The sequence below is a fragment of the Carnimonas nigrificans ATCC BAA-78 genome, from assembly GCF_000526695.1.
GTDB lineage: Bacteria > Pseudomonadota > Gammaproteobacteria > Pseudomonadales > Halomonadaceae > Carnimonas > Carnimonas nigrificans.
This window is the reverse complement of record NZ_JAGO01000011.1, coordinates 369,077-390,661: the sequence shown is the minus strand read 5'-3', so window position 1 is coordinate 390,661 and position 21,585 is coordinate 369,077. Positions and strand designations below refer to the sequence as shown.

General features: G+C 57.5%; 19 protein-coding genes and 2 tRNA genes. 9 read left to right on the top strand and 12 right to left on the bottom strand.

All coding sequences use genetic code 11. The features are described 5' to 3' along the window. The first annotated feature begins 21 nt into the window (after positions 1–21). Both L881_RS0105480 and L881_RS0105475 read left to right on the top strand, forming a co-directional pair. Positions 22–1,158, top strand: a complete 1,137-nt coding sequence (locus tag L881_RS0105480) for an ABC transporter ATP-binding protein (protein WP_025732702.1) — start codon at positions 22–24, stop codon at positions 1,156–1,158. A gap of 135 nt (positions 1,159–1,293) precedes the next feature. Then, positions 1,294–2,811: a mannitol dehydrogenase family protein gene (locus L881_RS0105475; RefSeq protein WP_051464799.1), complete on the top strand. Its 1,518-nt coding sequence runs from the start codon at positions 1,294–1,296 to the stop codon at positions 2,809–2,811. Between the two features lie 183 nt (positions 2,812–2,994). Here the strand turns inward: L881_RS0105475 and L881_RS0105470 are convergent, their stop codons facing one another. From L881_RS0105470 to L881_RS0105460, 3 genes are all read right to left on the bottom strand, one after another. After that, positions 2,995–3,870: an arginase family protein gene (locus tag L881_RS0105470; protein ID WP_025732700.1), complete on the bottom strand. Its 876-nt coding sequence runs from the start codon at positions 3,868–3,870 to the stop codon at positions 2,995–2,997. 194 nt (positions 3,871–4,064) lie between these two features. Beyond that, a complete protein-coding gene (locus tag L881_RS0105465) occupies positions 4,065–4,367 on the bottom strand; it encodes an AzlD family protein (protein WP_025732699.1) in 303 nt (100 codons plus the stop codon). Next, on the bottom strand, positions 4,360–5,115 hold the full coding sequence (locus tag L881_RS0105460) for an AzlC family ABC transporter permease (protein WP_025732698.1): 756 nt from the start codon (positions 5,113–5,115) through the stop codon (positions 4,360–4,362). The genes L881_RS0105465 and L881_RS0105460 overlap by 8 nt, the downstream gene beginning before the upstream one ends. A gap of 117 nt (positions 5,116–5,232) precedes the next feature. Between L881_RS0105460 and L881_RS12875 the strand changes: the two genes are divergently transcribed. Then, positions 5,233–5,646, top strand: coding sequence for an Lrp/AsnC family transcriptional regulator (locus L881_RS12875; RefSeq protein WP_245587929.1), 414 nt, complete (start codon positions 5,233–5,235; stop codon positions 5,644–5,646). Positions 5,647–5,858: 212 nt separating this feature from the next. On the opposite strand, the gene L881_RS0105450 is transcribed toward L881_RS12875, so the two are convergent. Next, positions 5,859–5,933, bottom strand: a tRNA-Gly gene (locus L881_RS0105450). 30 nt (positions 5,934–5,963) lie between these two features. After that, positions 5,964–6,039, bottom strand: a tRNA-Glu gene (locus tag L881_RS0105445). Between the two features lie 429 nt (positions 6,040–6,468). Here L881_RS0105445 and msrB point away from each other — a divergent pair. Together msrB and ylqF are read left to right on the top strand one after the other, a co-directional pair. After that, on the top strand, positions 6,469–6,894 hold the full coding sequence (msrB, locus tag L881_RS0105440; protein ID WP_025732697.1) for a peptide-methionine (R)-S-oxide reductase MsrB: 426 nt from the start codon (positions 6,469–6,471) through the stop codon (positions 6,892–6,894). Positions 6,895–6,966: 72 nt separating this feature from the next. After that, positions 6,967–7,977: a ribosome biogenesis GTPase YlqF gene (ylqF, locus tag L881_RS0105435; RefSeq protein ID WP_025732696.1), complete on the top strand. Its 1,011-nt coding sequence runs from the start codon at positions 6,967–6,969 to the stop codon at positions 7,975–7,977. Between the two features lie 40 nt (positions 7,978–8,017). On the opposite strand, the gene L881_RS0105430 is transcribed toward ylqF, so the two are convergent. Next, entirely contained in the window at positions 8,018–9,187 is a 1,170-nt protein-coding gene (locus L881_RS0105430) for an anhydro-N-acetylmuramic acid kinase (protein WP_025732695.1), read from the bottom strand. A gap of 146 nt (positions 9,188–9,333) precedes the next feature. Between L881_RS0105430 and L881_RS0105425 the strand changes: the two genes are divergently transcribed. From L881_RS0105425 to L881_RS0105415, 3 genes are all read left to right on the top strand, one after another. After that, positions 9,334–10,545 (top strand): pyridoxal phosphate-dependent aminotransferase, encoded by a 1,212-nt coding sequence (locus tag L881_RS0105425; RefSeq protein WP_034578637.1) that lies wholly within the window; start codon positions 9,334–9,336, stop codon positions 10,543–10,545. A 234-nt stretch (positions 10,546–10,779) separates the two neighbouring features. Beyond that, positions 10,780–11,691 (top strand): protease HtpX, encoded by a 912-nt coding sequence (gene htpX, locus L881_RS0105420; RefSeq protein WP_025732693.1) that lies wholly within the window; start codon positions 10,780–10,782, stop codon positions 11,689–11,691. Positions 11,692–11,874: 183 nt separating this feature from the next. Continuing rightward, positions 11,875–12,156 (top strand): hypothetical protein, encoded by a 282-nt coding sequence (locus tag L881_RS0105415; protein WP_025732692.1) that lies wholly within the window; start codon positions 11,875–11,877, stop codon positions 12,154–12,156. 203 nt (positions 12,157–12,359) lie between these two features. Here the strand turns inward: L881_RS0105415 and rlmKL are convergent, their stop codons facing one another. Further along, positions 12,360–14,543: a bifunctional 23S rRNA (guanine(2069)-N(7))-methyltransferase RlmK/23S rRNA (guanine(2445)-N(2))-methyltransferase RlmL gene (rlmKL, locus tag L881_RS0105410; protein WP_025732691.1), complete on the bottom strand. Its 2,184-nt coding sequence runs from the start codon at positions 14,541–14,543 to the stop codon at positions 12,360–12,362. 464 nt (positions 14,544–15,007) lie between these two features. Here rlmKL and rmf point away from each other — a divergent pair, with 464 nt between their 5' ends. Beyond that, entirely contained in the window at positions 15,008–15,232 is a 225-nt protein-coding gene (gene rmf, locus L881_RS0105405; RefSeq protein ID WP_025732690.1) for a ribosome modulation factor, read from the top strand. A 583-nt stretch (positions 15,233–15,815) separates the two neighbouring features. Here the strand turns inward: rmf and L881_RS0105400 are convergent. The 5 genes from L881_RS0105400 to L881_RS0105380 all read right to left on the bottom strand — a co-directional run bounded on the left by L881_RS0105400 (position 15,816) and on the right by L881_RS0105380 (position 21,575). Further along, entirely contained in the window at positions 15,816–16,814 is a 999-nt protein-coding gene (locus L881_RS0105400) for a quinone-dependent dihydroorotate dehydrogenase (protein WP_025732688.1), read from the bottom strand. 84 nt (positions 16,815–16,898) lie between these two features. Next, positions 16,899–17,807, bottom strand: a complete 909-nt coding sequence (locus tag L881_RS0105395) for an MOSC domain-containing protein (protein WP_025732687.1) — start codon at positions 17,805–17,807, stop codon at positions 16,899–16,901. A gap of 12 nt (positions 17,808–17,819) precedes the next feature. Continuing rightward, positions 17,820–18,938 carry a tRNA (uridine(54)-C5)-methyltransferase TrmA gene (trmA, locus tag L881_RS0105390; RefSeq protein WP_025732686.1) on the bottom strand — a complete coding sequence of 373 codons (1,119 nt, stop codon included), beginning with the start codon at positions 18,936–18,938 and terminating at the stop codon, positions 17,820–17,822. Positions 18,939–19,250: 312 nt separating this feature from the next. Then, positions 19,251–20,090, bottom strand: a complete 840-nt coding sequence (murI, locus tag L881_RS0105385; protein ID WP_051464798.1) for a glutamate racemase — start codon at positions 20,088–20,090, stop codon at positions 19,251–19,253. 147 nt (positions 20,091–20,237) lie between these two features. Next, positions 20,238–21,575 carry a replication-associated recombination protein A gene (locus L881_RS0105380; protein WP_025732684.1) on the bottom strand — a complete coding sequence of 446 codons (1,338 nt, stop codon included), beginning with the start codon at positions 21,573–21,575 and terminating at the stop codon, positions 20,238–20,240. Positions 21,576–21,585 lie beyond the last annotated feature (10 nt).

Below are 21,585 nucleotides of genomic sequence, written 5' to 3'. Positions count from 1 at the left end.
TTTCAAACGGAGTCTGTGTTCATGGCCATTGTCGAACTCAATAATGTCAGCAAGCACTATGGGGACAAGGGGCCAGGTGCCGTAGAGGATTTCAACCTCCGCACCAGGGATGGTGAATTCATCGTGCTGGTCGGCCCGTCAGGATGTGGAAAAACTACGACCATGCGCATGATCGCAGGGCTTGAGCAGAATACCGGAGGCGACATTCTGTTTAATGAGCAGGAGATGAGCGGTGTGCCTGCCAAGCACCGGGATATTGCCATGGTGTTCCAGTCCTATGCGCTATATCCGCACATGAGTGTCCATGACAACATGGCGTTCAGCCTCAAGCTCAAGAAGATCGACAAGACCGAGATCAAGCAGCGTGTAGAGGCTGCTGCCAAAATTCTAGGTATTGAGCACCTACTGGATCGCAAGCCACGCGCGTTATCCGGCGGCCAGCGTCAGCGTGTGGCTCTAGGGCGCGCCATCGTGCGGGAGCCTCAGGTATTTCTGATGGATGAGCCGCTCTCTAACCTTGATGCGCGGCTCAGGGTCGAGATGCGGGCTGAAATCGTCAAGCTTCATCGTCGCCTCAAGGTCACTACCTTCTATGTGACCCACGATCAGGTCGAGGCCATGACCATGGGAGAGCGCATCGTGGTCATGAACGCCGGGCACATTCAGCAGGTGGGTACGCCGGATGAGCTTTATGACTCACCTGACAACATGTTCGTTGCCGGTTTTATCGGTACTCCTTCCATGAACTTCATCAAGATGCGCCGCCATGGGGAGCAGCTTCAGGGCACCGACGCCTCTCTCGCGCTGGAGCCGTGGCTCAAAGATAAAGTGCCAGAAGGTGAAGAGCTGTGGGTAGGCATTCGCCCTGAGCACCTCCGCACCGTGGATGATTCCCGCCATACCCGGGAAGGAATTCGTCTGCGCGGCAAAATCGAGGTCATCGAGCCGTTGGGCGCGGTGAGTCTGATACAGCTAAAGACAGGCGAGCATCGCATCACGACCCAGCTGGAAGGCCGCCCCAGATTAGCGCTGGATCAAGAGCTGGAGTTGGTCAGTGACATGAGCAGGCTGCACTACTTCGGGCTGGATGAACGCAATCTCACCGTCAATGCGCCAGCCGCAGAGGAAGCAGCGTCATTGCAAGGCCATCAGGAGTAAACAAGGGGCAGATCGCTGGGCAGGGAGGGTATTCGCCATCTTCATGGATGCAAACCGTGATACACCTGTTCAGTAACTGCATTTCTCAACACCGCGTATCGTGATCGCAGAGGCGAAGCCGCAGAGGAGAATAGGATGATCAAGCTGAACAATGAGGCATTGGCCGATCTCGCCACACGGGATGACGTGGATATCCCTGCCTACCCACGGGATCAGGCAAGTTGTGGCGTTGTGCATTTTGGCGTGGGAGGTTTCCACCGCGCCCATCAGGCCATGTATCTCGATACGTTGATGGCACAAAGCAGTGATGCCTATTCATGGGGCATTTGCGGCGTTGGGCTGATGGAAGGCGATAAGCGCATGCGTGATGTGCTTCACGCCCAGGATGGCCTCTACACCCTGGTGCTGAAGTATCCTGATGGCGTCCACAGGGCGCGTATTATCGGCTCGATCATTGATTATCTTTATGCGCCGGATGACCCCCAGGCGGTTATCGACAAAATGGCCGATGACAGTGTGAAAATCGTCTCCCTCACGGTCACGGAAGGCGGCTATAACTTCGACGCCAGCACCGGTGAATTCGACTTTGAAGACCCTGGCGTCATCAATGATCTCTCGGATTCAGCACCGCGCACCATCTTCGGCTTGATCTGTGCCGCGCTGGAGATACGACGCCTCGCCGGCAAGAAACCGTTCACGCTGGTCTCCTGCGATAATATCCAAAGTAATGGCGCGATGGCGCGCAAATCCTTCCTCGCCTTCGCGCAGCGAAAATCCCCTGAGCTGGCAGCGTGGATGGCGCAGGAAGTACGCTTTCCCAACTCCATGGTGGACCGCATCACCCCCTCTACCACCGATGAGGATCGCCAACTGGTACGTGAACGCTTCAGTATCGAAGATGGCTGGCCCGTCGTCTGCGAGCCTTTCACCCAGTGGGTGCTGGAAGACAGTTTCAGCCTCGGCCATCCCGACTATGAAGCCGTTGGCGTACAGCTGGTCAAGGACGTTGAACCCTATGAGCGCATGAAGTTGCGCCTGCTCAACGCCAGCCACCAGTCACTCTGCTATCTGGGCTATTTGTGTGGTTACCGCTACGCACATGAGGTGTGTCAGGATTCACTGTTCGTGCGTTTCCTGATGCGCTATATGGTCGAAGAAGGCACCCCGACCCTCGGCCCCGTGCCCGGCGTTGACCTTGAGGCTTACCGCAACGAGCTGATTGAACGCTTCGCCAACCCTGAAGTGCGCGACACTCTGATCCGCCTTGCCACCGATGGCGCCGACCGTATTTCCAAATGGGTGATACCGGTCATTCGTGATCGCCTTGTTCAAAATGAGTCGATCACACTATTGGCTACCGTAGTGGCTGCGTGGGCGCGCTTTATGGAAGCCAGCGATGAACAGGGCAACCCTATTCCCCTGATTGATCGCCTCAAGGAGCGTCTGGTGCCCATGGCGGCACACAATCGGGAAGATCCTTTGGCCCTGATCCGTATTAGGTCACTTTTTGGTTCACTGGCAGAAGAGCCACGCTTTACCGAGCCTTATCTATGGGCGCTGGATTCACTGCATCGCCAAGGAGCCAGAGCGACACTGGAAGCGGTCATGAAAGAGAAAGAAGGAATAACGAAAGCAAGCGACATAGCGAAGTGAACGAGCCGCTTATCCCGGGCAACGATGACATACGCCACGCGCGCGCCTTGTCAGCAGGAAAGAAGCGCTTCTTATCCACAATAACAATGACCGGGCCTGCTTCCCGGTCACCTGTCGCAGTTTGACTGCTTCATGTTCTACCGGCGCTCTTTGAAGCGCCATTTTTTTAGCCCCACCGCGTGGTTACTTTCCCGACCCAAGCAGCGGCAGACTTTCCAGCATGTTCTTCAGATGAAGGGCATCCCAGGGAAGGTGTTCTGCAAGAGTGAGGCCGACCGGCTTCGCCTTGTCAGTCGCCAAGCGCACCAGCGCAAGCACCTCGGCCATGGTAAGCTCCCCTTCCGCCACGCCTCCGAAATCGTTTTTGCCGCGCCCCGGTTGTGCGAAGAGAACAGAACGAAAATGCTGAGGATCGAGCACATCCAGATCGAAGTGAATGGCCAGAAACTCAATACCCTGCCTTTCCATCCATTTCGTGACCTCATCGGCCCCTTGCCTGACGCTTTCAGGCGAGCAGGTCGCAATTCCCTTCTCCGCGAGAAATTCAGCTTCATGCGGCAAAGGATCATGAATTCCCGCAATCATGACATTTTCAGCCGCTATCGGATGCTGTACCGACGCCGTGAGATCAGGGTCTCCGTATCCGAGCAGTGCCCCCAGAACATGGGCATGAGCATTGCTGAATTGCTCAGGAGTTTGAATATCCGGATGAGAGTCGATCCATAGCACGCCGAGCTTATCGCCGTACTTTTCACTCAGCCAAGCAAAAGGTGCAAGAGACACAAGGCAATCACCGCCGAGTGTCACGATGCTATCGGGCTGCTGCTCGTGAATAATCTTCCAGGCATCCGTCAGGTGCTGATTGATCTCACTGCGTCCGGTAATTCCCTCTTCAACAGAAAGTGGCTCGCCAGGCGCTTTCACCGGCACATGAAACACGGGAGCATCCGTCGCCGGTGCCAGCCACTCAAGCAAATTGGCACCCAGTGCATAAACCGGATTGTTGCCACCCTGCCACAGCGGGAAGACAAGTCGAATGGTTTTATCCTGTGTACTCATGACCACTCCATGAATGTGATGTGCTCAGGTAATGAGGAAACTGGCATCGTCTGTCGCAACGACGGTAAATGCTGAGTGACGCTGAAAGCAAGGAATCGCACGTCTCGACAGCACTCCATCAGGCATGGCAACGAGAATTATAGAGGCTTCCTCGGGAGCGTCGTCACACTCGATGCCGTTGGCGAAGACACCACTCACGCGCCAAAAAGATAGCGAAGCATTCCCGTCGCAACGATACCAATCAGCACCGTTGGCAGGATGGAAAAGCGGCAGGCTGCGGCAACAGTAATCGCCAAAGCGATCAAATCGGCAGGCCGATCGGACACAAAAGCGGGAGCAATCACCGAAATCAGCACGCAGCCAGGCACACTTTCCAGAATATAGAGCGTCCGTGGGCTTAATGAACGGTTGCGCAGCGCCAAATACCCCAGAATACGCGTCAGATAGGTGCCCGATGCCATTAGCACGATGGTGGCCAGCGTGGCGCCATTAATCATGCGCGGCTCCCCTCTTCGGCGCAGTAAACGCTGCACACACCAGGCCCGCCAGAGCACCCGCCGCGACATACCAGGCGCCATCAGGTACCAGCCGATAGGTCAGTGCCGCAACCACCAGACTGGCAAGCCAGGGCCGACTGGCTCGCACTCCCCGCCACATACCGCGCAGCAGCACCAAAAATACGGCCGTGAACGCCATGTCGAATCCATAGCGCTCCATATCTCCTATCACTGGCGCCAGCACCACCCCCAGGGTAGTAAATGTCACCCAGCATAGGTACAGGCCCGCCGATACACCAAGGTAATAGCTCATGCTAATCCTGTTGAGCATACGCCGCCTCGCATCAGCCAGAGTCAGCGCCCAGCTTTCATCACACATGAAAAACAGTGCCGCCAATGCCTTGCGCCGAGGCACATCCCGCAGGAAAGGCGCCAGTGCTGCTCCCATGAGCAAGTGGCGGCTATTTACCAAAAATGACATGGCCGCGATCAGCAGCAGATGCGGTGGCGATGTCCACAACCGTATGGCGGTAAATTCTGAGCCGCCCGCGAAATTAAGCCCCGCCATCAAAGGCATTTCCACCGAACTAAGCCCTTTTTGGGCGGCTTGCGCCCCCAGCACCAATGCAAAGGGAATGACCCCAAACAGTACCGGTAGCGAAGCCCGTAACCCCCGACGGACTTCCTGTGAGGCTGAACGAGGGGCAGGGTCACTGGCGGTCTCAGTGGCCTGGTGTGCGGCTGACATACAATTATCTCCCTGAATGAAGGTAGATAATTATGCTCTATAATCGGTAAAACCGGGTTGCGTTATTGCGCAGTTGAAACTAAAAACTGGCACCCATTAAGTGAATCGAGAATTTTAATGGAATTTGATGCTATTGATCGTCGAATCCTGAATGCGTTACAGCGTGACGGACGTTTGCAGAATATTGAGCTGGCGAAGGAAGTCGGGCTATCCCCCTCACCCTGCCTGAGACGTGTGCGCCTATTAGAAGAAGCCGGAGTAATTGAGCGCTATGTTGCTGTGCTCAACCCCAGCAAGGTTGGCAAGGGGCTATCGGTGTTCGCACGCGTCTGGCTCAATGGGCAAGATATGGCTACGGTGGATAGCTTCACGAGCGCCATTGAGCAGTTGCCGGAAGTCGTGGAGTGCCATCTAATGGCCGGCGATTGTGATTTCCTGCTGCGCGTAGTGGCTGCCGATCTGGAGGACTATCGGCAATTCCAGATCAAGCATTTGACCCGGATACCCTTGCGTACAAAACATAAAGACTGACGTGCCAATGCAGAAGATCAAGCAAACTTCAGCATTACCTATTTAACCCTGTAGCGAATACACAGGTGCCGCAACAAGCGACTTCAGAGGCTGAGCTATCCAGAGGATGGTGAATTGTGAGGATGCTCGTGAAGTTTTCTGAAATAAAAAAGGGCCTTTCGGCCCTTTTTTCAACGACTTATAGAGATCAACAAAATCTATAAATCACAAATTGGAGCGGGAAAGGAGATTCGAACTCCCGACCCTCGCCTTGGCAAGGCGATGCTCTACCACTGAGCTATTCCCGCTTGTAGGTCATACCTGAACAGCTTTTCAAGTGGCGTCCCGTAAGGGGTTCGAACCCTTGTTACCGCCGTGAAAGGGCGGTGTCCTAGGCCACTAGACGAACGGGACACTTGCTGCGTGATCTGCTGTCTCGATCAGGTGGCGCGCATATTACCGGCAGAGATCGTTAGTGTCAACAGCGTATTGATATAAATCGGTTTTCAGCACAGCAGCAGGTTAACCTTCCTCTCTATTCAGTGCTTCCGGCCATTCACGGCAGGTAATCCAGAGTAGCGCCAGCCCTTCCCTTCCAAACAGCCGCCCCGCTCGTCTATCCTTGTGCGAGTGCTATTCACCGCGTATCAGCATTAATCTCAGCCTGATGCGACATGAAAGGCCGCCTCAATGTCGTGATCTTTTACCAACCATGAGGCGCCCCCACTATCTAGTGACGTACACTGGCAAATCACTTTGCCAAGTAGCGAATATGCTGGAATAGCGCACTGATTAGCCGAAATAAACGCCTCAGAGCGTGGCTTCTATATAAGGAGAGAGCAGATGACCGATGACAGCAACGATAAAGTACGTTTAAGCGATGCCGAGTGGCGCGAGCGGCTAACGCCAGAGCAGTATCACGTTACCCGTGAAGCGGGGACCGAGCCTCCCTTTAGTGGCGACTATGAGGTCGCTCCGGTTCGCGGCACCTTCCGCTGCATCGGGTGCGATGCGCCGCTGTTTCGCAATGATGACAAGTTTGCCTCGCACTGTGGCTGGCCCAGCTTTGATCGTCCCTTGGAAGACGCTGCGGTAGAGGAACATTTCGATACCAGCCATGGCATGCGCAGGGTCGAAGTGACCTGCCGTCGCTGCGACGCACATTTGGGCCATGTGTTCCCCGATGGCCCCGCGGAGACCACCGGTTTACGCTATTGCATCAACTCGGTGGCACTGCGCTTTGTGCCTGACGAGCACACTACTGCCTGACGGCAGGCCCGTGAGCCGCTACAATCCTCGCTTCTGCATTCATTTGACGCTCTTCCCAGGACAGGTAACGCGATGCTCGGTTGGTTTCCAGGACACATGAACAAAGCGCGGCGCGAGATTCAAAAGGCGCTGCCGTCCATCGACGTAGTGATCGAAGTGCTTGATGCACGCCTGCCTTACTCAAGCGCCAACCCCATGCTGGCGGGGCTGACGCGCCATAAGCCGGTGCTCAAGATTCTTTCGCGGGAAGATCTGGCCGATCCGCTGGTGACTCAGCAGTGGCGTGACTACTTCGATGCCCAGCCGAACACTCGCGCGCTACCAATGGTCACCAGCGATAAAAAGGCACTGAAGCAGATTCCTGCGCTGTGCCGCGAACTGGCCGGCCATATTCGTGCCGACCGCGACGTTAGGGTCATGGTGATGGGCATTCCCAATGTGGGCAAATCCACCCTGATCAATCATCTGGCGGGGCGTAGCATCGCCAAGGTAGGCAACGAACCGGCCGTGACCAAGCGCCAGCAGATTGTGCGTTTGGACAGCGGCATCGCCCTGACTGATACCCCTGGCGTGCTGTGGCCCAAAATCGAGGATCAGGCCAGCGCCTACCGTCTGGCGGCAAGCGGAGCCATTCGTGATACCGCGCTGGAATACAGTGATGTTGGCGCGATCGCTGCGGCTGAACTCGCCAAACGCTATCCCGACGCACTCAAGGCCCGCTACAAGCTTAAGGAGCTGCCGGAATACAGCGGCTCAGAGGCTCCCACCGAGATCGACGCCGACGGCCCGGCCTATGTAGATCTGCTGGCGCGGGCTGGCTTCGATGGCGACGCTATCGTGACCGCCATCGCACGCAAGCGCGGCGGTTTGAAAAGCGGTGGCGTGGTCGATGTGCATCGTGGTGCCGAAGTGCTGCTGCATGAATTGCGCGACGGCACTCTCGGCAGGCTAAGCCTCGAAACGCCGGATGATATTCCTGAACAGGAGGAGTTGGCGCCGGATATTTCCCTTCATTCAGAAGAGAACGCGGCCTCTCCCTCAGAAGAGATCACAGCGCCAGATACGCCAAACCGCGATCACTGAGGCGTCCTTCGCTCCCTTCTTCCATTCACACGGCTTTTCTTCACACGATCCTGAGCGCCAAGGCTCCTTGCGTCTGATAAGGCTCCGGCAGCCTGAGGGGATCAGCACCAGGGGTGAAGGCGCCCAGCACCCGCGCCCCGCTGGCCCCCGTACAGCTAGGCACCGTGCCCGGCAAGCCATGCCAGCTCAGAAAGCCGAGCAGTGCGAAGGCACAGGCTTCCTTGGCCTGAGCCGGCAGCCCCAGCTCTTCCGAGGGAGTAATGGTGACGCCCGGCAGTGCTTCCGCCAGCATCTTCATCAAGACAGGATTGCGCGTACCGCCTCCCGCTATTACCAGCTCCTCAATGGCAAACGGCTTGAGGGCCGCGGCGATACTGTGCGCCGTGAGTGCCGTCAGGGTCGCGATCGCATCACGCGGATCAATATCCGGCCGCTGTGCCAAAGCGCGATGCAGATAAAGCGCGTTGAATAACTCCTTGCCGGTGGTTTTGGGCGCAGGCTCGGCAAAGTAAGGTTCACTCAATAAAAGTGCCAGCCACTGTTGATCGACCTGCCCCTGCGCGGCCCATTCACCATTGCGGTCATAGCTGGCAACGCCTTCACTGAAATGAAGCATCGCAGCATCCATCAGCGCATTGGCAGGCCCGGTATCGAACGCCACAGGCGCCTGGCCTTCAGCCACCACCGTGACGTTGGCAATCCCCCCGAGATTGAGCGCCGCCGAACGCTCAGCACGACCGCGCAGCCACATCACATCCAGCGCGCTGACCAGCGGCGCGCCCTGCCCTCCGGCCGCTACATCACGGACGCGGAAGTCGGCCACTACCGGCTTGCCGGTCTGCTCCGCAATCCAGGCGGGCTGCCCTATTTGCAATGTGCCGTGCACGCGGCCCTGCTCCACCCAGTGAAAAACCGTCTGTCCGTGGGCAGCCACTAACGCCGCTTCGCCCCCGCACAATTCACGATCTGCGCGTACAGCCAGTTTCGCAAAAGCCTGACCAATTTCGGTATCCAGACGACACTGGGCGGCCATATCGAGGCTGCCCGGCGGCAAGGCCCGATTCAACGTGGTGATGGTCTCCTCGCTGTAGTGGCTGCTGATCATTCCCAGCAGGTGCATCGTGATGATGTCGTGCTCAAGGGTGATCTCTACAGCGGCAGCGTCTATCGCGTCGAAAGAAGTGCCTGACATCATGCCGATGATTTTCATGCGTAAAGCTCCGTGCGTAGTTGCTGGCAGCGTGGACATTGGGGCCAAAGCCTAACGGTAAGGCAAAGCCATGGCTACCGCTGGCGCAGTAGAGTATGCTGAGGTTTTCACATCCCCCGCCAGCGAACTCGCAAAGTGGCTAGACAATGACTCCCATTCGTAAGTCCAAAAAGCTTGAGCACGTTTCCTACGATCTACGCGGTGCCGTGCTTGACCACGCCAAGCGCCTCGAAAGCGAAGGCCAGCGCATTCTGAAACTGAATATCGGCAACCCCGCCCCGTTCGGTTTTGAAGCGCCCGAGGAAATTCTTCAGGACATGATGCGTAACCTGCCTACGGCGCAGGGTTACAGCGATTCGAAAGGGATCTACTCAGCGCGCAAGGCGGTGCAGCACGAAACCCAGCGTCTGGGCATTGAAGGCGTTGATATCGAAGACATCATCATCGGTAACGGCGTCTCCGAACTAATTCAGATGTCGCTACTGGCGTTGTTGAACAACGGCGATGAGGTGTTGATTCCCGCGCCCGATTATCCGCTGTGGACCGCTGCTACCAATCTGGCGGGCGGCACTGCGGTGCACTATCTGTGCGATGAAGAGAATGACTGGCAGCCCGACGCCGAGGATATTCGCGCCAAGATCACGCCGAAAACGCGGGCGCTGGTGATCATTAACCCCAACAACCCCACCGGCGCCGTCTATTCACCGGAGAAGATCAAAGAGCTGCTGGCAATTGCCCGTGAGCACGATCTGGTGGTGTTCTCCGATGAAATTTACGACAAGATCCTCTACGACGACGCTACCCACACCAGCACCGCAGCGCTCTCGACCGACGTGCTGACGCTGACCATGAACGGTCTGTCGAAGAATTACCGCTGCGCAGGCTTCAGGGCTTCATGGCTGATTATCTCCGGCGATCAGAGCAATGCCGGTGACTTCGTGCAGGGCCTCAACATGCTGGCCTCCATGCGCATGTGTGCCAACGTCCCCTCCCAGCACGCGATCCAGACCGCCCTGGGGGGCTATCAGTCGATCAACGACCTAGTGATGCCCACGGGGCGACTGTGCGCCCAGCGTGATGTGGCATGGCAAAAGCTCAATGAAATTCCCGGGGTCAGCTGCGTGAAGCCAAAGGGAGCCCTTTATATGTTCCCGCGCCTCGACCCGGAAGTTTATGACGTTAAAAACGATGAGCAGCTAATGGTCGATCTGCTGCTGGAGGAGAAAATCCTGCTGGTACAAGGCACCGCCTTCAACTGGCCGCGCCCTGACCATCTGCGCATTGTCACCCTGCCACAGGCAGATGTGCTCAGTGAGGCCATTGACCGTCTTGGCCGCTTCCTCGCACGACGCCGCTAGCCAGCCCCTCTCCGGTGCTCACGCTTCTGCCAAACTCCTTTGCAGACGAGCGCCGGAACTTGAACATTTCCATTTTTTCCCCATCTAATCACTTTGACAAAGGCACTGGGTCAGCCGCTGGCACCAAACGCTGCTCACCGCCTTCCATAACAGTTGGGCCACGGTTTCTCGTCCCTGCACGATGGCCGCTCAACGCATAATAACGCTGTACTCTTTTACTTGGAGAAATCGCACATGATGAGGATTGTTCTGTTCCTCGCTACCAACCTGGCTGTGGTACTGGTGGCCAGCATTACCCTGAGACTACTGGGCATCGAGCCTTACCTGTATCGCGCAACCGGCATGAACCTCCAGAGTCTTCTGGTGATGTGCTTCGTGTTCGGCATGGTAGGCTCGATAATCTCCCTGCTAATGTCGAAAACCATGGCCAAGATGGGAGCAGGTGTCCAGATCATTGATCAGCCGCAAAATGCGCAGCAGCAGTGGCTGCTTGAGACCGTGGGTGAGCTGGCCCGCGATGCTGGCATCAAAATGCCGGAAGTGGGTATCTTTCCTGCCTCGCAGGCCAACGCCTTCGCCACAGGCTGGAACAAGAATGATTCTCTGGTCGCAGTCTCTGCGGGGCTGATGCAGTCGATGCGACCGGAAGAAGTTCGCGCGGTACTGGGACATGAAATTGGTCACATCGCCAACGGCGATATGGTTACGCTGGCGCTGATTCAGGGCGTGGTGAATACCTTCGTGATGTTTTTTGCCCGTGTTGTTGCCCAACTGCTCAGCAGCTTTTTGGCACGCGGCAACGACAACCAGAGCGGCGGTCTCGGTTTTATGGGCTACTTCATTGTCGTGACGGTGCTCGAACTGGTCTTCGGTATCGCTGCCAGCGCTATCGTCGCGTGGTTCTCGCGCTGGCGTGAATACCGCGCCGATGCTGCCGGAGCACGTCTGGCGGGCAGTGGCGCCATGATCAATGCACTTATGGCGCTAAAGCGTGAAAGCGAACTGCCCGACCAGATGCCAGAGTCAATGACCGCCATGGCCATTACCCAGGGGCGCACCCAGCAACTCATGCAGCAGTTGCTCGCCAGCCACCCCCCGCTGGATGATCGTATTCGCGCCTTGAAGGAGGCCGCATACCGGCAGTAGCCGCCCTTCATCATCCAATCAAAAGCCCGCTAACGCGGGCTTTTTCATGCCACATTGACCACCTTCTTTATCCGCAACGCTCTCGGCACTGGAAGAGCAGGCGCTCCCGTCCTACACAGTATTCGCCGCTGCCCGTGATCGTCGTTATAATCGTCGCTCAATATGGTTCGCGGGAGTAGCAAGGTGATTATTCGCTGGGAGCACGAGCACGACTATCTGCTGGTTCATCTGCATCAGGATATGCTGGGTGACTGGGTGCTAAGCCGTGCCTGGGGCCAGAAAGGCACGCGCTTCGGCGGGCTACGCCATGATGTGGCAGAAAACCGCGAACAGGCGCTGACCTGGATCAATGATCTCGACCATATTCAGCGTTCACGGGGGTTTCATAAGGTGCTGGAAACCTCTGAGGAGAGCAGCGAAGGACAGCAGGCGCTGAAGCTGATAGAGGATCTGGAAGGCGCTTAACCGGCGCTCACGGCTCATTCATGTACGAGCAATCTATGTTTCAGGCTGCGCGCTCGTCAGAACATCAGCGTCTGAGTTCGCCCTGGCAGCGCTAATCCCCTCCTGACGCCGCAACGTCAAGGCACGCAGCCTTTAATTACGCCCCCTGACGGCCTCTCAACCGCACTACCGCCCCACACTACAGGGCGGTAATCGCGGCATCGCTAGTCCTGCTTTTTGTTGATTAAAAACACATGGTGAATACCGGGACGACGCTCGAAATCGGGGTCGATGGTATCGCGGCTGATATCTTCCACAGCAAAGCGCTCGGCAAGTTGAGGATCGAGCTTGAACTTGCGCTGATTATTGGAAAATACCAGGGTGCCCGCAGGCGCAAGGCGTGCCATGCACAGCTCCACCAGACGTACATGATCGCGCTGGATATCAAGCGTCGATGACATCTTGCTCGAATTGGAGAACGTGGGGGGATCGAGGAAGATCAGATCGAAGTAGCTGCGTTCGCGCTTCAACCACTCAAAGCAATCCTCACGTACCACCGTGTGTTTGCCCTGATGCAAACGGTTCAGCGCAAAGTTATCGGCTGCCCACTCCAGGTAGGTATTCGACATGTCCACGCTGATGCTTTCACGCGCCCCACCCAAAGCCGCCTGCACAGTGGCAGTACCGGTATAGCAGAACAGGTTGAGGAAGCGCTTGCCCTGCGCCATTTGCCTTAGCTTGCGACGCACCGGACGATGGTCGAGAAACAGGCCGGTATCAAGATAGTCACGCAGGTTCACCCACAGCTTCGCCCCCTCTTCTTCTACCTGAAAGCGCTGTTGTGAAGAGGAGTGGCGCTGATATTGCGCCTTGCCGCTCTGGCGCTGACGGGTTTTCAAGAAGATTCGGTCGGAAGCGACCTCCAGCACCTCGGGCAGCACCCCAAGCGCTTCATGCAAGCGCCGCTCAGCGCTGCGTGCATCTATCGAGCGCGGCGGCGCATATTCCTGAACGTGTACCCAACTGCCGTAAATATCTACTGCCAACGCATATTCCGGCATATCGGCGTCATAAAGGCGGTAGCAATGGGTTTCACTACGCTTCAACCACTTGGCGAGACGCTTCTTGTTCTTGCGCAGGCGATTGGCAAACATCTGCGCGCCTTCACTATGGCTGATACCAGCATCCGCACCAGTTGTTTCTACATCACTGCCGCCACGGGCGACACGTTCATCGCGACCATAAACGTCAATCAGCAACAGCTTGCAGTCGATGGCGCCATTGCGCAGGGCATACTGCTTGTGCGCCTTCAGCCCGGTACGATGCCCAAGTTCGGGATTACCGGTAAACAGCGCCAGCCGCCAGCCAGAAAATTCACTGCGCATCCGCTCGCCCAGCGACTGATATAGCGGAATCAGCGCAGGTACATCGCCGATACGCTCACCGTAGGGCGGATTGGTGATTACCAGACCGCGCTGCTCATGAGCCGGAGCCTTCAATCTCGCCAGCTCGCCACGGGACAGCGTCAGCCACTGATCGACACCGGCACGGCGAGCATTGGCCCCCGCGGCTTCCAGTGCCAACGCATCGGCATCCTGACCGACGAAGGAGGCCGTCAGTGCGCTTTTGCCTCGCGTAGCCCGCTCACGCGCTTGGCCCAGCACCTGCTGCCACAGGGTTTCCTGATGCTGCTTCCAGCCATGAAAACCAAAGCGCCGCCGCCATAGGTTAGGCGCAATATCCGCGGCCATCAGCGCCGCCTCGATCAGCAGCGTGCCGGACCCGCACATCGGATCGACCAGCACTTCGCCCTGCGCTGCACGTTCAGGCCAGCCAGCACGAATCAGCAGCGCAGCCGCAAGGTTCTCTTTCAATGGTGCCTTGCCCCCTTCCAGACGATAACCGCGCATATGCAGGCTATCCCCGGAAAGATCGAGGCCGATCATCAAGCGCTCACGGTGCAGGTGGGCATAGATACGCACGTCCGGCGCTTGCAACTCGACGCGTGGGCGCTCTTTGGAGGCACGCTGTAGGCTATCAACGATGCCGTCCTTGATAACCTGGGCACCAAAGCGTGTATGCCGAATGGCATCGGACTGGCCGTGAAAATCAACGCGCAGCGTCGTGCCACCGTTGAGGTGCTGCGGCCAATCAATGGCAATGGCGGCCTTGTAGAGCGCATCGGCATCACTGATCTGTTCAGCCTCGCCCAGCGTCATGATGATGCGGTTCGCCAGTCGTGAATGCAGGCAGCTCGCGTACAGCACCTCAAGCGATGCGTACCCGCTTACCCCCGCTATGGTGGTGCCATCGACAGTGGCGCCAAGCGCGGTAAGTTCGGAGGCCAACAGTTGCTCTATGCCGCGAGGGCAGGTCGCAAAAAACGCGAGGGAATTGGAGGAAGTCATAACACCTGCAAGGGTCAGAAGCCGTTCGGCATTGCGCTATTCTTAACACATTAGGCCGTGCGATCTCTGCCACCGTTCACAATAAAAGAAAATTCGCCCAAAGAAGTATCGGAAAAGCATCGACAGGGCAATCAAAATGTCATACAACAGGTAATTCAGTTGTTGCAGAAAACTCCGCAAGGAGCGAGCGCTGCACCAACGCATGAAGCCACAAGCTTCAGCTCGGCGCCTTTGCGCCAGTAAGGGGAAGTATTATCGCATACTGTTGGCGGCGTGCCTCTACCTACAGTGCACTGTGACCGCACCAGCCCCTTGCAACATCCACTGACGTTTATCAGTAACGTCAATCGCAGCAAGGTATTTTCGCAGAACCACGGGGAGTACTCCCCTAAACATCGCTACTTCGAGGAAGAACAGGCACTTTTGCCGCTTTCTCTCTACGCACAAGCAATGTGAGGTGTTCCATGAAAAAACATAAGCGCGATCCATCCCAGCAAGCCTTTTCTCGCGGCTACAAGGCCGGCATCAGCGGCCGCTCCCGCGATCTCTGCACCACTCAGCTTATTAACCTGCGCGCCGCCTGGCTTAACGGTTGGCGCGAAGGTCGAAGTGACCAATGGGAGGGCATGACTGGCGTTTCGGGAATTCACAAGAATCCCACCGTGCACACCACGATGGCTAGCGCCTAGGCACGTCCCTTGATCACCAGGCCCTGCTGCCTTCAGTAAGGCTTTTGACGAGATAGTCACTTCCGTCACCGCACCCTGTGGAGCATCTTTCCATAGGGTGTTTTCATTTGTGGAAAGCTACCATCATGAAGAATGTCGCCGCATGGGAAAATATCGACCTGACACGCTCGGTTTCTAGCTGAACGGTCAGGCAGCGAACCATTCGAGGAACGCTTCACTCCCCTAACCATCAGCTCGCTTCTTCATGGTCTGGACTGCGAGTCTTCCTCTATCTGCTGGAAACTCACCGGAATGATTTTCCTGGCTGATGCCGTTTTTTCTCTCACTTCCCAGCAAGAAAAGATGTTCTCACTGCCCGTGCGATCTTGAAGCTGGCTACCGCCCTTCTATCCAAGGTGTGGCGCCCTTTATGAAAAGCCAGCAGTTGCTCGCTGTTTTGATTCCATGTACGAATCACTGGCAAGAAAGTGCGCCAGGGCCATCGAGCGTAGCTCCGGCAACAAACACGTTTAGTATTTGTTACGTTTAGGCACTTCCTCAAGGACGACAACCTGCCCTCTTTGCCGTGCGGCTACCGGCGCGACTACGCGAGCAGCCTAGCGCACTGCTTGATCAGCGCGGGGCCGCGATATACAAGACCTGAATAAAGCTGCACGAGATCAGCCCCCAGAGCGCGCTTCTCCACTGCGTCCTGTGCATGAAGAATCCCACCCACGCCAATAATCGGCATCTCGGGCAGCTCGGCGCGCAGGCGTGCAATCACCCGGTTGGAAGGCGCGGCACAGGGCTTGCCGGATACTCCCCCGGCTTCGTCGCAGTGAGGCACGCCTTGAATCGCGCTTCTATCCAGACTGGTGTTGGTAGCAATCACAGCGTCGATGCCGTTGTTGTGCAGCGAGGTCGCGATCAAACCGATTTCCTCATCGCTGAGATCAGGAGCGATCTTGACCACCAGCGGCAGCGGCGTATCACGCTCGCGATCAAGCAGCGCGCTCTCTTCCTTCAAAGCAGAGAGCAGGTTGTCGAGCATTTCACCAAACTGAAGATTACGTAGCCCCGGGGTATTGGGCGAAGAGAGATTGACCGTCACGTAGTGCGCCACACCATGTACCTTGCGCAGGCAGGCAAGATAATCATCGACGGCCTTTTCGACCGGCGTAGTAAGGTTCTTGCCGATATTGATGCCAATCACGCCATCAAAAGTAGCGCGTTTTACCTGCTCAACCAGATGATCAACGCCCTTGTTATTGAACCCCATGCGATTGATGATCGCTTCACGCTCAGGCAGCCTGAACAGACGCGGCTGCGGATTACCCGCCTGCGCCAGCGGCGTTACCGTTCCCACTTCGACAAAGCCGAACCCCAGCGCCCCCAGCGCATCCAGACAATCGGCATTTTTATCAAGCCCTGCGGCCAACCCTACCCGATTGGGGAAGTCTAGCCCCATCAGCGTTACCGGGGAGGTGACCGGACTATCGGGCAGCAAGCCCAGACGATGCGCCTTCTCAAGCGATGTCAGCGTGAGATTGTGCGCTTTCTCAGCGTCGAGCTTGAAAAGCCAGGGGCGAATCAGCGAGTACATGAAAAAATCCACTGTTGTCAGTCAATCGAAGATCAAGGCCCCACCTGATGGCGAGCGCTTGCAAGCATGGCAGTTTAAGACGCATCAGCACCAACGAATAGCCGCTGAAGCGCCGACGGTCAGTCTTTGCCCGTGCCCTGCCAGCACGATGGCATTCACCCCAAAGATCGCAGTGCCCGGAAAGCGCCCGATCTGCTTCAATACCTCAAGCGGCTCGCTGGCGTGCACGACCTCACCGCTGGATTGATCGACACGGGTAACGGGGCAACGTTCGCACGGCTTGCACGCCCATAGCGCCAGCGCCCCTTCATTGAAACCCAGTGTGTCGATATCGTGCTCGGCAAAGGCTGGCACGCCTTGCAGCACCACATTCGGGCGGAAGCGGCTCATCTCAACGCCCTGCTCCCCTTTGGCAGCGAGCGCCTGATTGACCGCCGTCAAACTGGCACGGGATGTCACCAGCAGCGGATAGCCATCGGCGAAACCTGTGGTCGCTTTTCGTTCAGGATAGCCCAGGTTAGCAAAGCGCTGTTCGCCCACATGACGCAGCAACGTCTCATCATGGATTGAATCGTGAGCGAAGCGCAGAAGCCGCAAGCCGTGACGCCAGTGCTCGCGGCATACGCTTTCCAGCCAGGCAGCGACTTCATCGCCTTCATCAATCCCATGGCACGGAGCGCCATGCACCCGGGTTTCTACCCGCTCGCCCTGTGGCGGCGTTAACGGCACGTAGCAGCGGCGACCATCGGGCGCCTTCAGGCAGAGCTGGTAGCGCTCAAGGCTCACCTGAATGGCGGCCATTGCCGGTAGCTGTCGCTGAGTCACGAAGCGTCCAGCACTATCCACCACCATCCAGCGGCGATCCCACTCAAGCCCTTCGATTCCCACCACTGAATGGAGCAGCGATACCGCGCCCAGCCCCTTCACCGGATAACAGTAAAGTGCTGCCACGCGCGGCTGGAGAGCCTCTGCCGGAAGAGTATGGCTGGTCAACTCAAGCAACTCCTAAGCACTGCGTCGCACCAGTAGCACGCCACATTCACAGTGATGGGTATAGGGAAACTGATCAAAAAGCGCCAACCGCTTGATCTCGTGTGTAGCACTCAGCCGCTCGATATCGCGTTCAAGCGTGGCTGGGTTGCAGGAGATATAAACGATGCGTGCATAGCGCGAAAGCTGGGCACAGCTATCGTCATCAAGCCCTGCACGCGGCGGATCAACCAGCGCTGTAGTGAAATTGTACTCATCAAGCGCCAGTGCCGTGGCACGCCGGCCACGATGCTCACCCGACAGCGCCTGCGAGAACTCTTCGGCGGACATGCGTGCAATCACGGCGTTGTCGATAGCATTCAGCGCGAGGTTGTGCTGCGCTGAGGCCACCGATGTGCGTGAAATTTCGGTGCCCAGCACTCGCCTGAAATTATCGGCCAGCGCTACCGAAAAGTGGCCATTGCCGCAGTAGAACTCGACCAGATCATCCTTATCGGCATCCGCGTCGGGCTGCGTCACTTCCCGCGACCAACTGAGCATGGTCGCCGCAATCGCGGCATTGGGCTGGGTAAAGCTGTTTTCGACCTGCTGGTAAGCGAAGGTAGTGCCATCCACCTCAAGGTGCTCGGTCACATAGTCGCGGGTCAGCACGATCCGCTGTTTGCGCGAACGCCCGATAATGGCAATCCCCAGCCGCTTCTCAAGCGCTCTTGCCTCTTGTTCCCAGGCGTCATCCAGAGGGCGATGATAAATCAGAGTCACCAGCGCTTCACCGGCCAGAGTGGTCAAAAATTCTACCTGAAAGAGCCGCCGACGCAGCGTGGTGCTGTGTAAAAAAGCGTCGCGCAGTGCAGGCATCAGTTCATTGATACGCTGACTGGCAACATCATACTGCTCAAGACGAATCACTGTTTTGTTTTTGGGATCGTCAGCCGCCACCTCAAACATGGCGTAGAAGAGATCATCCCCTTCGTGCCAGATTCGAAATTCGGCACGCATACGATAGTGCGCGGCGGGCGATGCAAATACTTCCAGCGGCGGCGCATCAAAACGGGCGAACTGCTGGGCAATGCGCTGCTGCTTGGCAGAAAGCTGCTCAGCGTAGCGCGCGGGGTCAACGACAGGGACGCTCAAACGGACAACCTCACTAGGCTCTGTCTTGGACATGGCAAATGATGGCAAGGCGAGCCATATCGCCTCACCTGCATGACTTGCAAGGAGTTAACGGACATTTCAAGGCGTTACTCGATTGAGCGCCGCCACATCCATGCAGAACTCTTGGCAAGAAAGCAAGGCGCATAGTGTACCCGAAAGTCGCGCCGTGAGCAGGAGGCTCAGACAAATGGCGTGTTGTTAACGCCCCCTCTTCAGCGCAGTGTGCTAACCATACTGCGCGCGACAATCGCTATGCGAGATCCGCTGACTGCCTTCCCCTTCACCGGGCTTCTACTGGGGCTGTTCGCTATTGAGCAGCTCGCTTTGAAGCTCTTCACTTCTGAGCGGCTCAATTCCCTGCGGGGCGGAAAATTCATAACGCTTGAGCGCATGGATCATGCCCGGCTCAGCGGGAGCGGTCGCAAAGCTCGCATCAGATCCTTCCGTGATCATGCGGCCCTGTGGCGCGACCGTCACCGTGCGGCGAGCGATAGCGGCACCGGAATCAATCCACTGCATAGGGCGCGGGGCCAGCGTTTCGAAGAAAGGTCGCAGCAGCGGAAAGTGGGTACAGCCCAATACCACTGTATCGAGCTCGGCATCGGCGAACAGCGGCTCCAGCGACCGTTCGATCACATAAGGATCAGTCGGGCTACCCGCCAGCCACTGTTCAGCCTGCCTGACCAGCGCATCGGCGGCCACTCGCACCACTCGCTGCTCGGCAGCGAAACGGGCGATCAGACGGTCAGTATAGCGACGCCTGACCGTGCCCGATGTCGCCAGCAGCCCAATCACGCCATTGCGACTCATGGCCGCAGCGGGCTTGATGGCAGGCACGGTACCCACTACCGGAATCGGCAGCGCGGCGCGCAAGGCGTCCAGCGCCAGAGTGCTCGCCGTATTGCACGCCACCACCAGCACTCCGGCACCACTGGCGCGAGCACCTGCGCAGCAGACCGACACTATCCGCTCGATCAACCACGTATCCTCCTTGGTGCCGTAGGGGAGCGCTGCGTTATCGCACAGGAAAGTCAAGGAACGCCCGGGCATCACCGCACGCAAATGAGCAACCACCGAAAGCCCACCAACCCCCGAATCAAATACCAGTATCGGTCCCTGCAAGTTGCTCATCCCACTCTTCCTGATAGGCGGCCCGGATACCTAGCGCCGCAGTCAATGCCAAGAATATTCATGAAAAAGCTCCACCCAAAGGACATCGGCACTTGCAGGGCCAACGCTACCGAATGGCTGGAGTTACCGTTTACCAGATCAACGCCGTCAGCCTGGGCCACCGGCCTTGCGGTCAAGTTCGGCCAGCCACACCAGCTTGTCGGCAATCTTGCTTTCAAGCCCTCGCGGCACCGGCTGATACCAGCCCGGCTCCTCTAGCTCATCCGGCATATAGGTCTCGCCCGCTGCATAGGCATGCGGTTCGTTGTGGGCATAGCGGTAGTCATGCCCATAGCCAAGCTCTTCCATCAGTTTGGTAGGAGCATTACGCAGATGAATGGGGACTTCACTGGTGCCAACGTCCTTCGCCACGAAGGCACATGCCTGATGATAGGCGTTGTAGCCGGCATTGCTTTTGGCAGCCACTGCCAGATAGATGACTGCCTGCCCCAGCGCCAGCTCCCCTTCGGGGCTGCCCAGGCGCTCGTAGGTAGTGGCGGCATCATTGGCTATCTGCATGGCGCGCGGATCGGCAAGGCCGATATCCTCCCACGCCATACGCACGATGCGGCGTGCCAGATAGCGGGGATCAGCTCCGCCATCGAGCATTCGGCACAGCCAATAAAGCGCTGCATCCGGATGCGATCCGCGTACCGATTTATGCAGCGCCGAAATTTGGTCGTAGAAATACTCGCCGCCCTGATCGAAGCGGCGCGTGCTCTCGCCCAGCGCTTCTTCAACCACCGCACGGTTGAGCAAAGGGCGCTCACCGCCAGTGGCCGAGGCCAGATCAGCGCCAATTTCCAGCAGGTTAAGCGCTCGTCGTGCATCACCATCTGCGGCACGTGCCAGCAGCTCGCGCACCTCCTCCGGCACGTCCAGTGGCATATTGCCAAGACCTGAGGGGCTGGTAAGCGCGCGGTCAATCACCAAGCGCAGTTCCTGCTGCGACAGCGACTTGAGCACATGCACGCGTGCCCGTGACAGCAAGGCATTATTCAGCTCGAAAGAGGGATTCTCGGTGGTGGCGCCCACAAAGATAAACACGCCCTCTTCCACCCACGGCAGGAAGGCATCCTGCTGCGCCTTGTTGAAGCGGTGCACCTCATCAACAAACAGCAGAGTCCGCGTGCCGTTAGTCGCCCGCATCTGCGCCTGCTCAGCCGCCTGACGAATATCCTTGACCCCGGCTGAGACCGCCGAGAGCGTATCGAAATAGGCATCGGTATGGGCCGCCAGTAGCCGTGCCAGGGTGGTTTTTCCTACCCCGGGCGGCCCCCAGAAAATCATTGAGTAGAGCTGGTCGCGCTCTACCGCCTGACGCAGTGGTTTGCCTTCGCCCAGCAGATGGGTTTGACCGATATACTGATCGAGGGATGATGGACGCAAACGCGCCGCCAACGGTTGTCCGGGCGGCGCATCGGGAGCAAACAGATCGTCGTTCACACTATCCTTC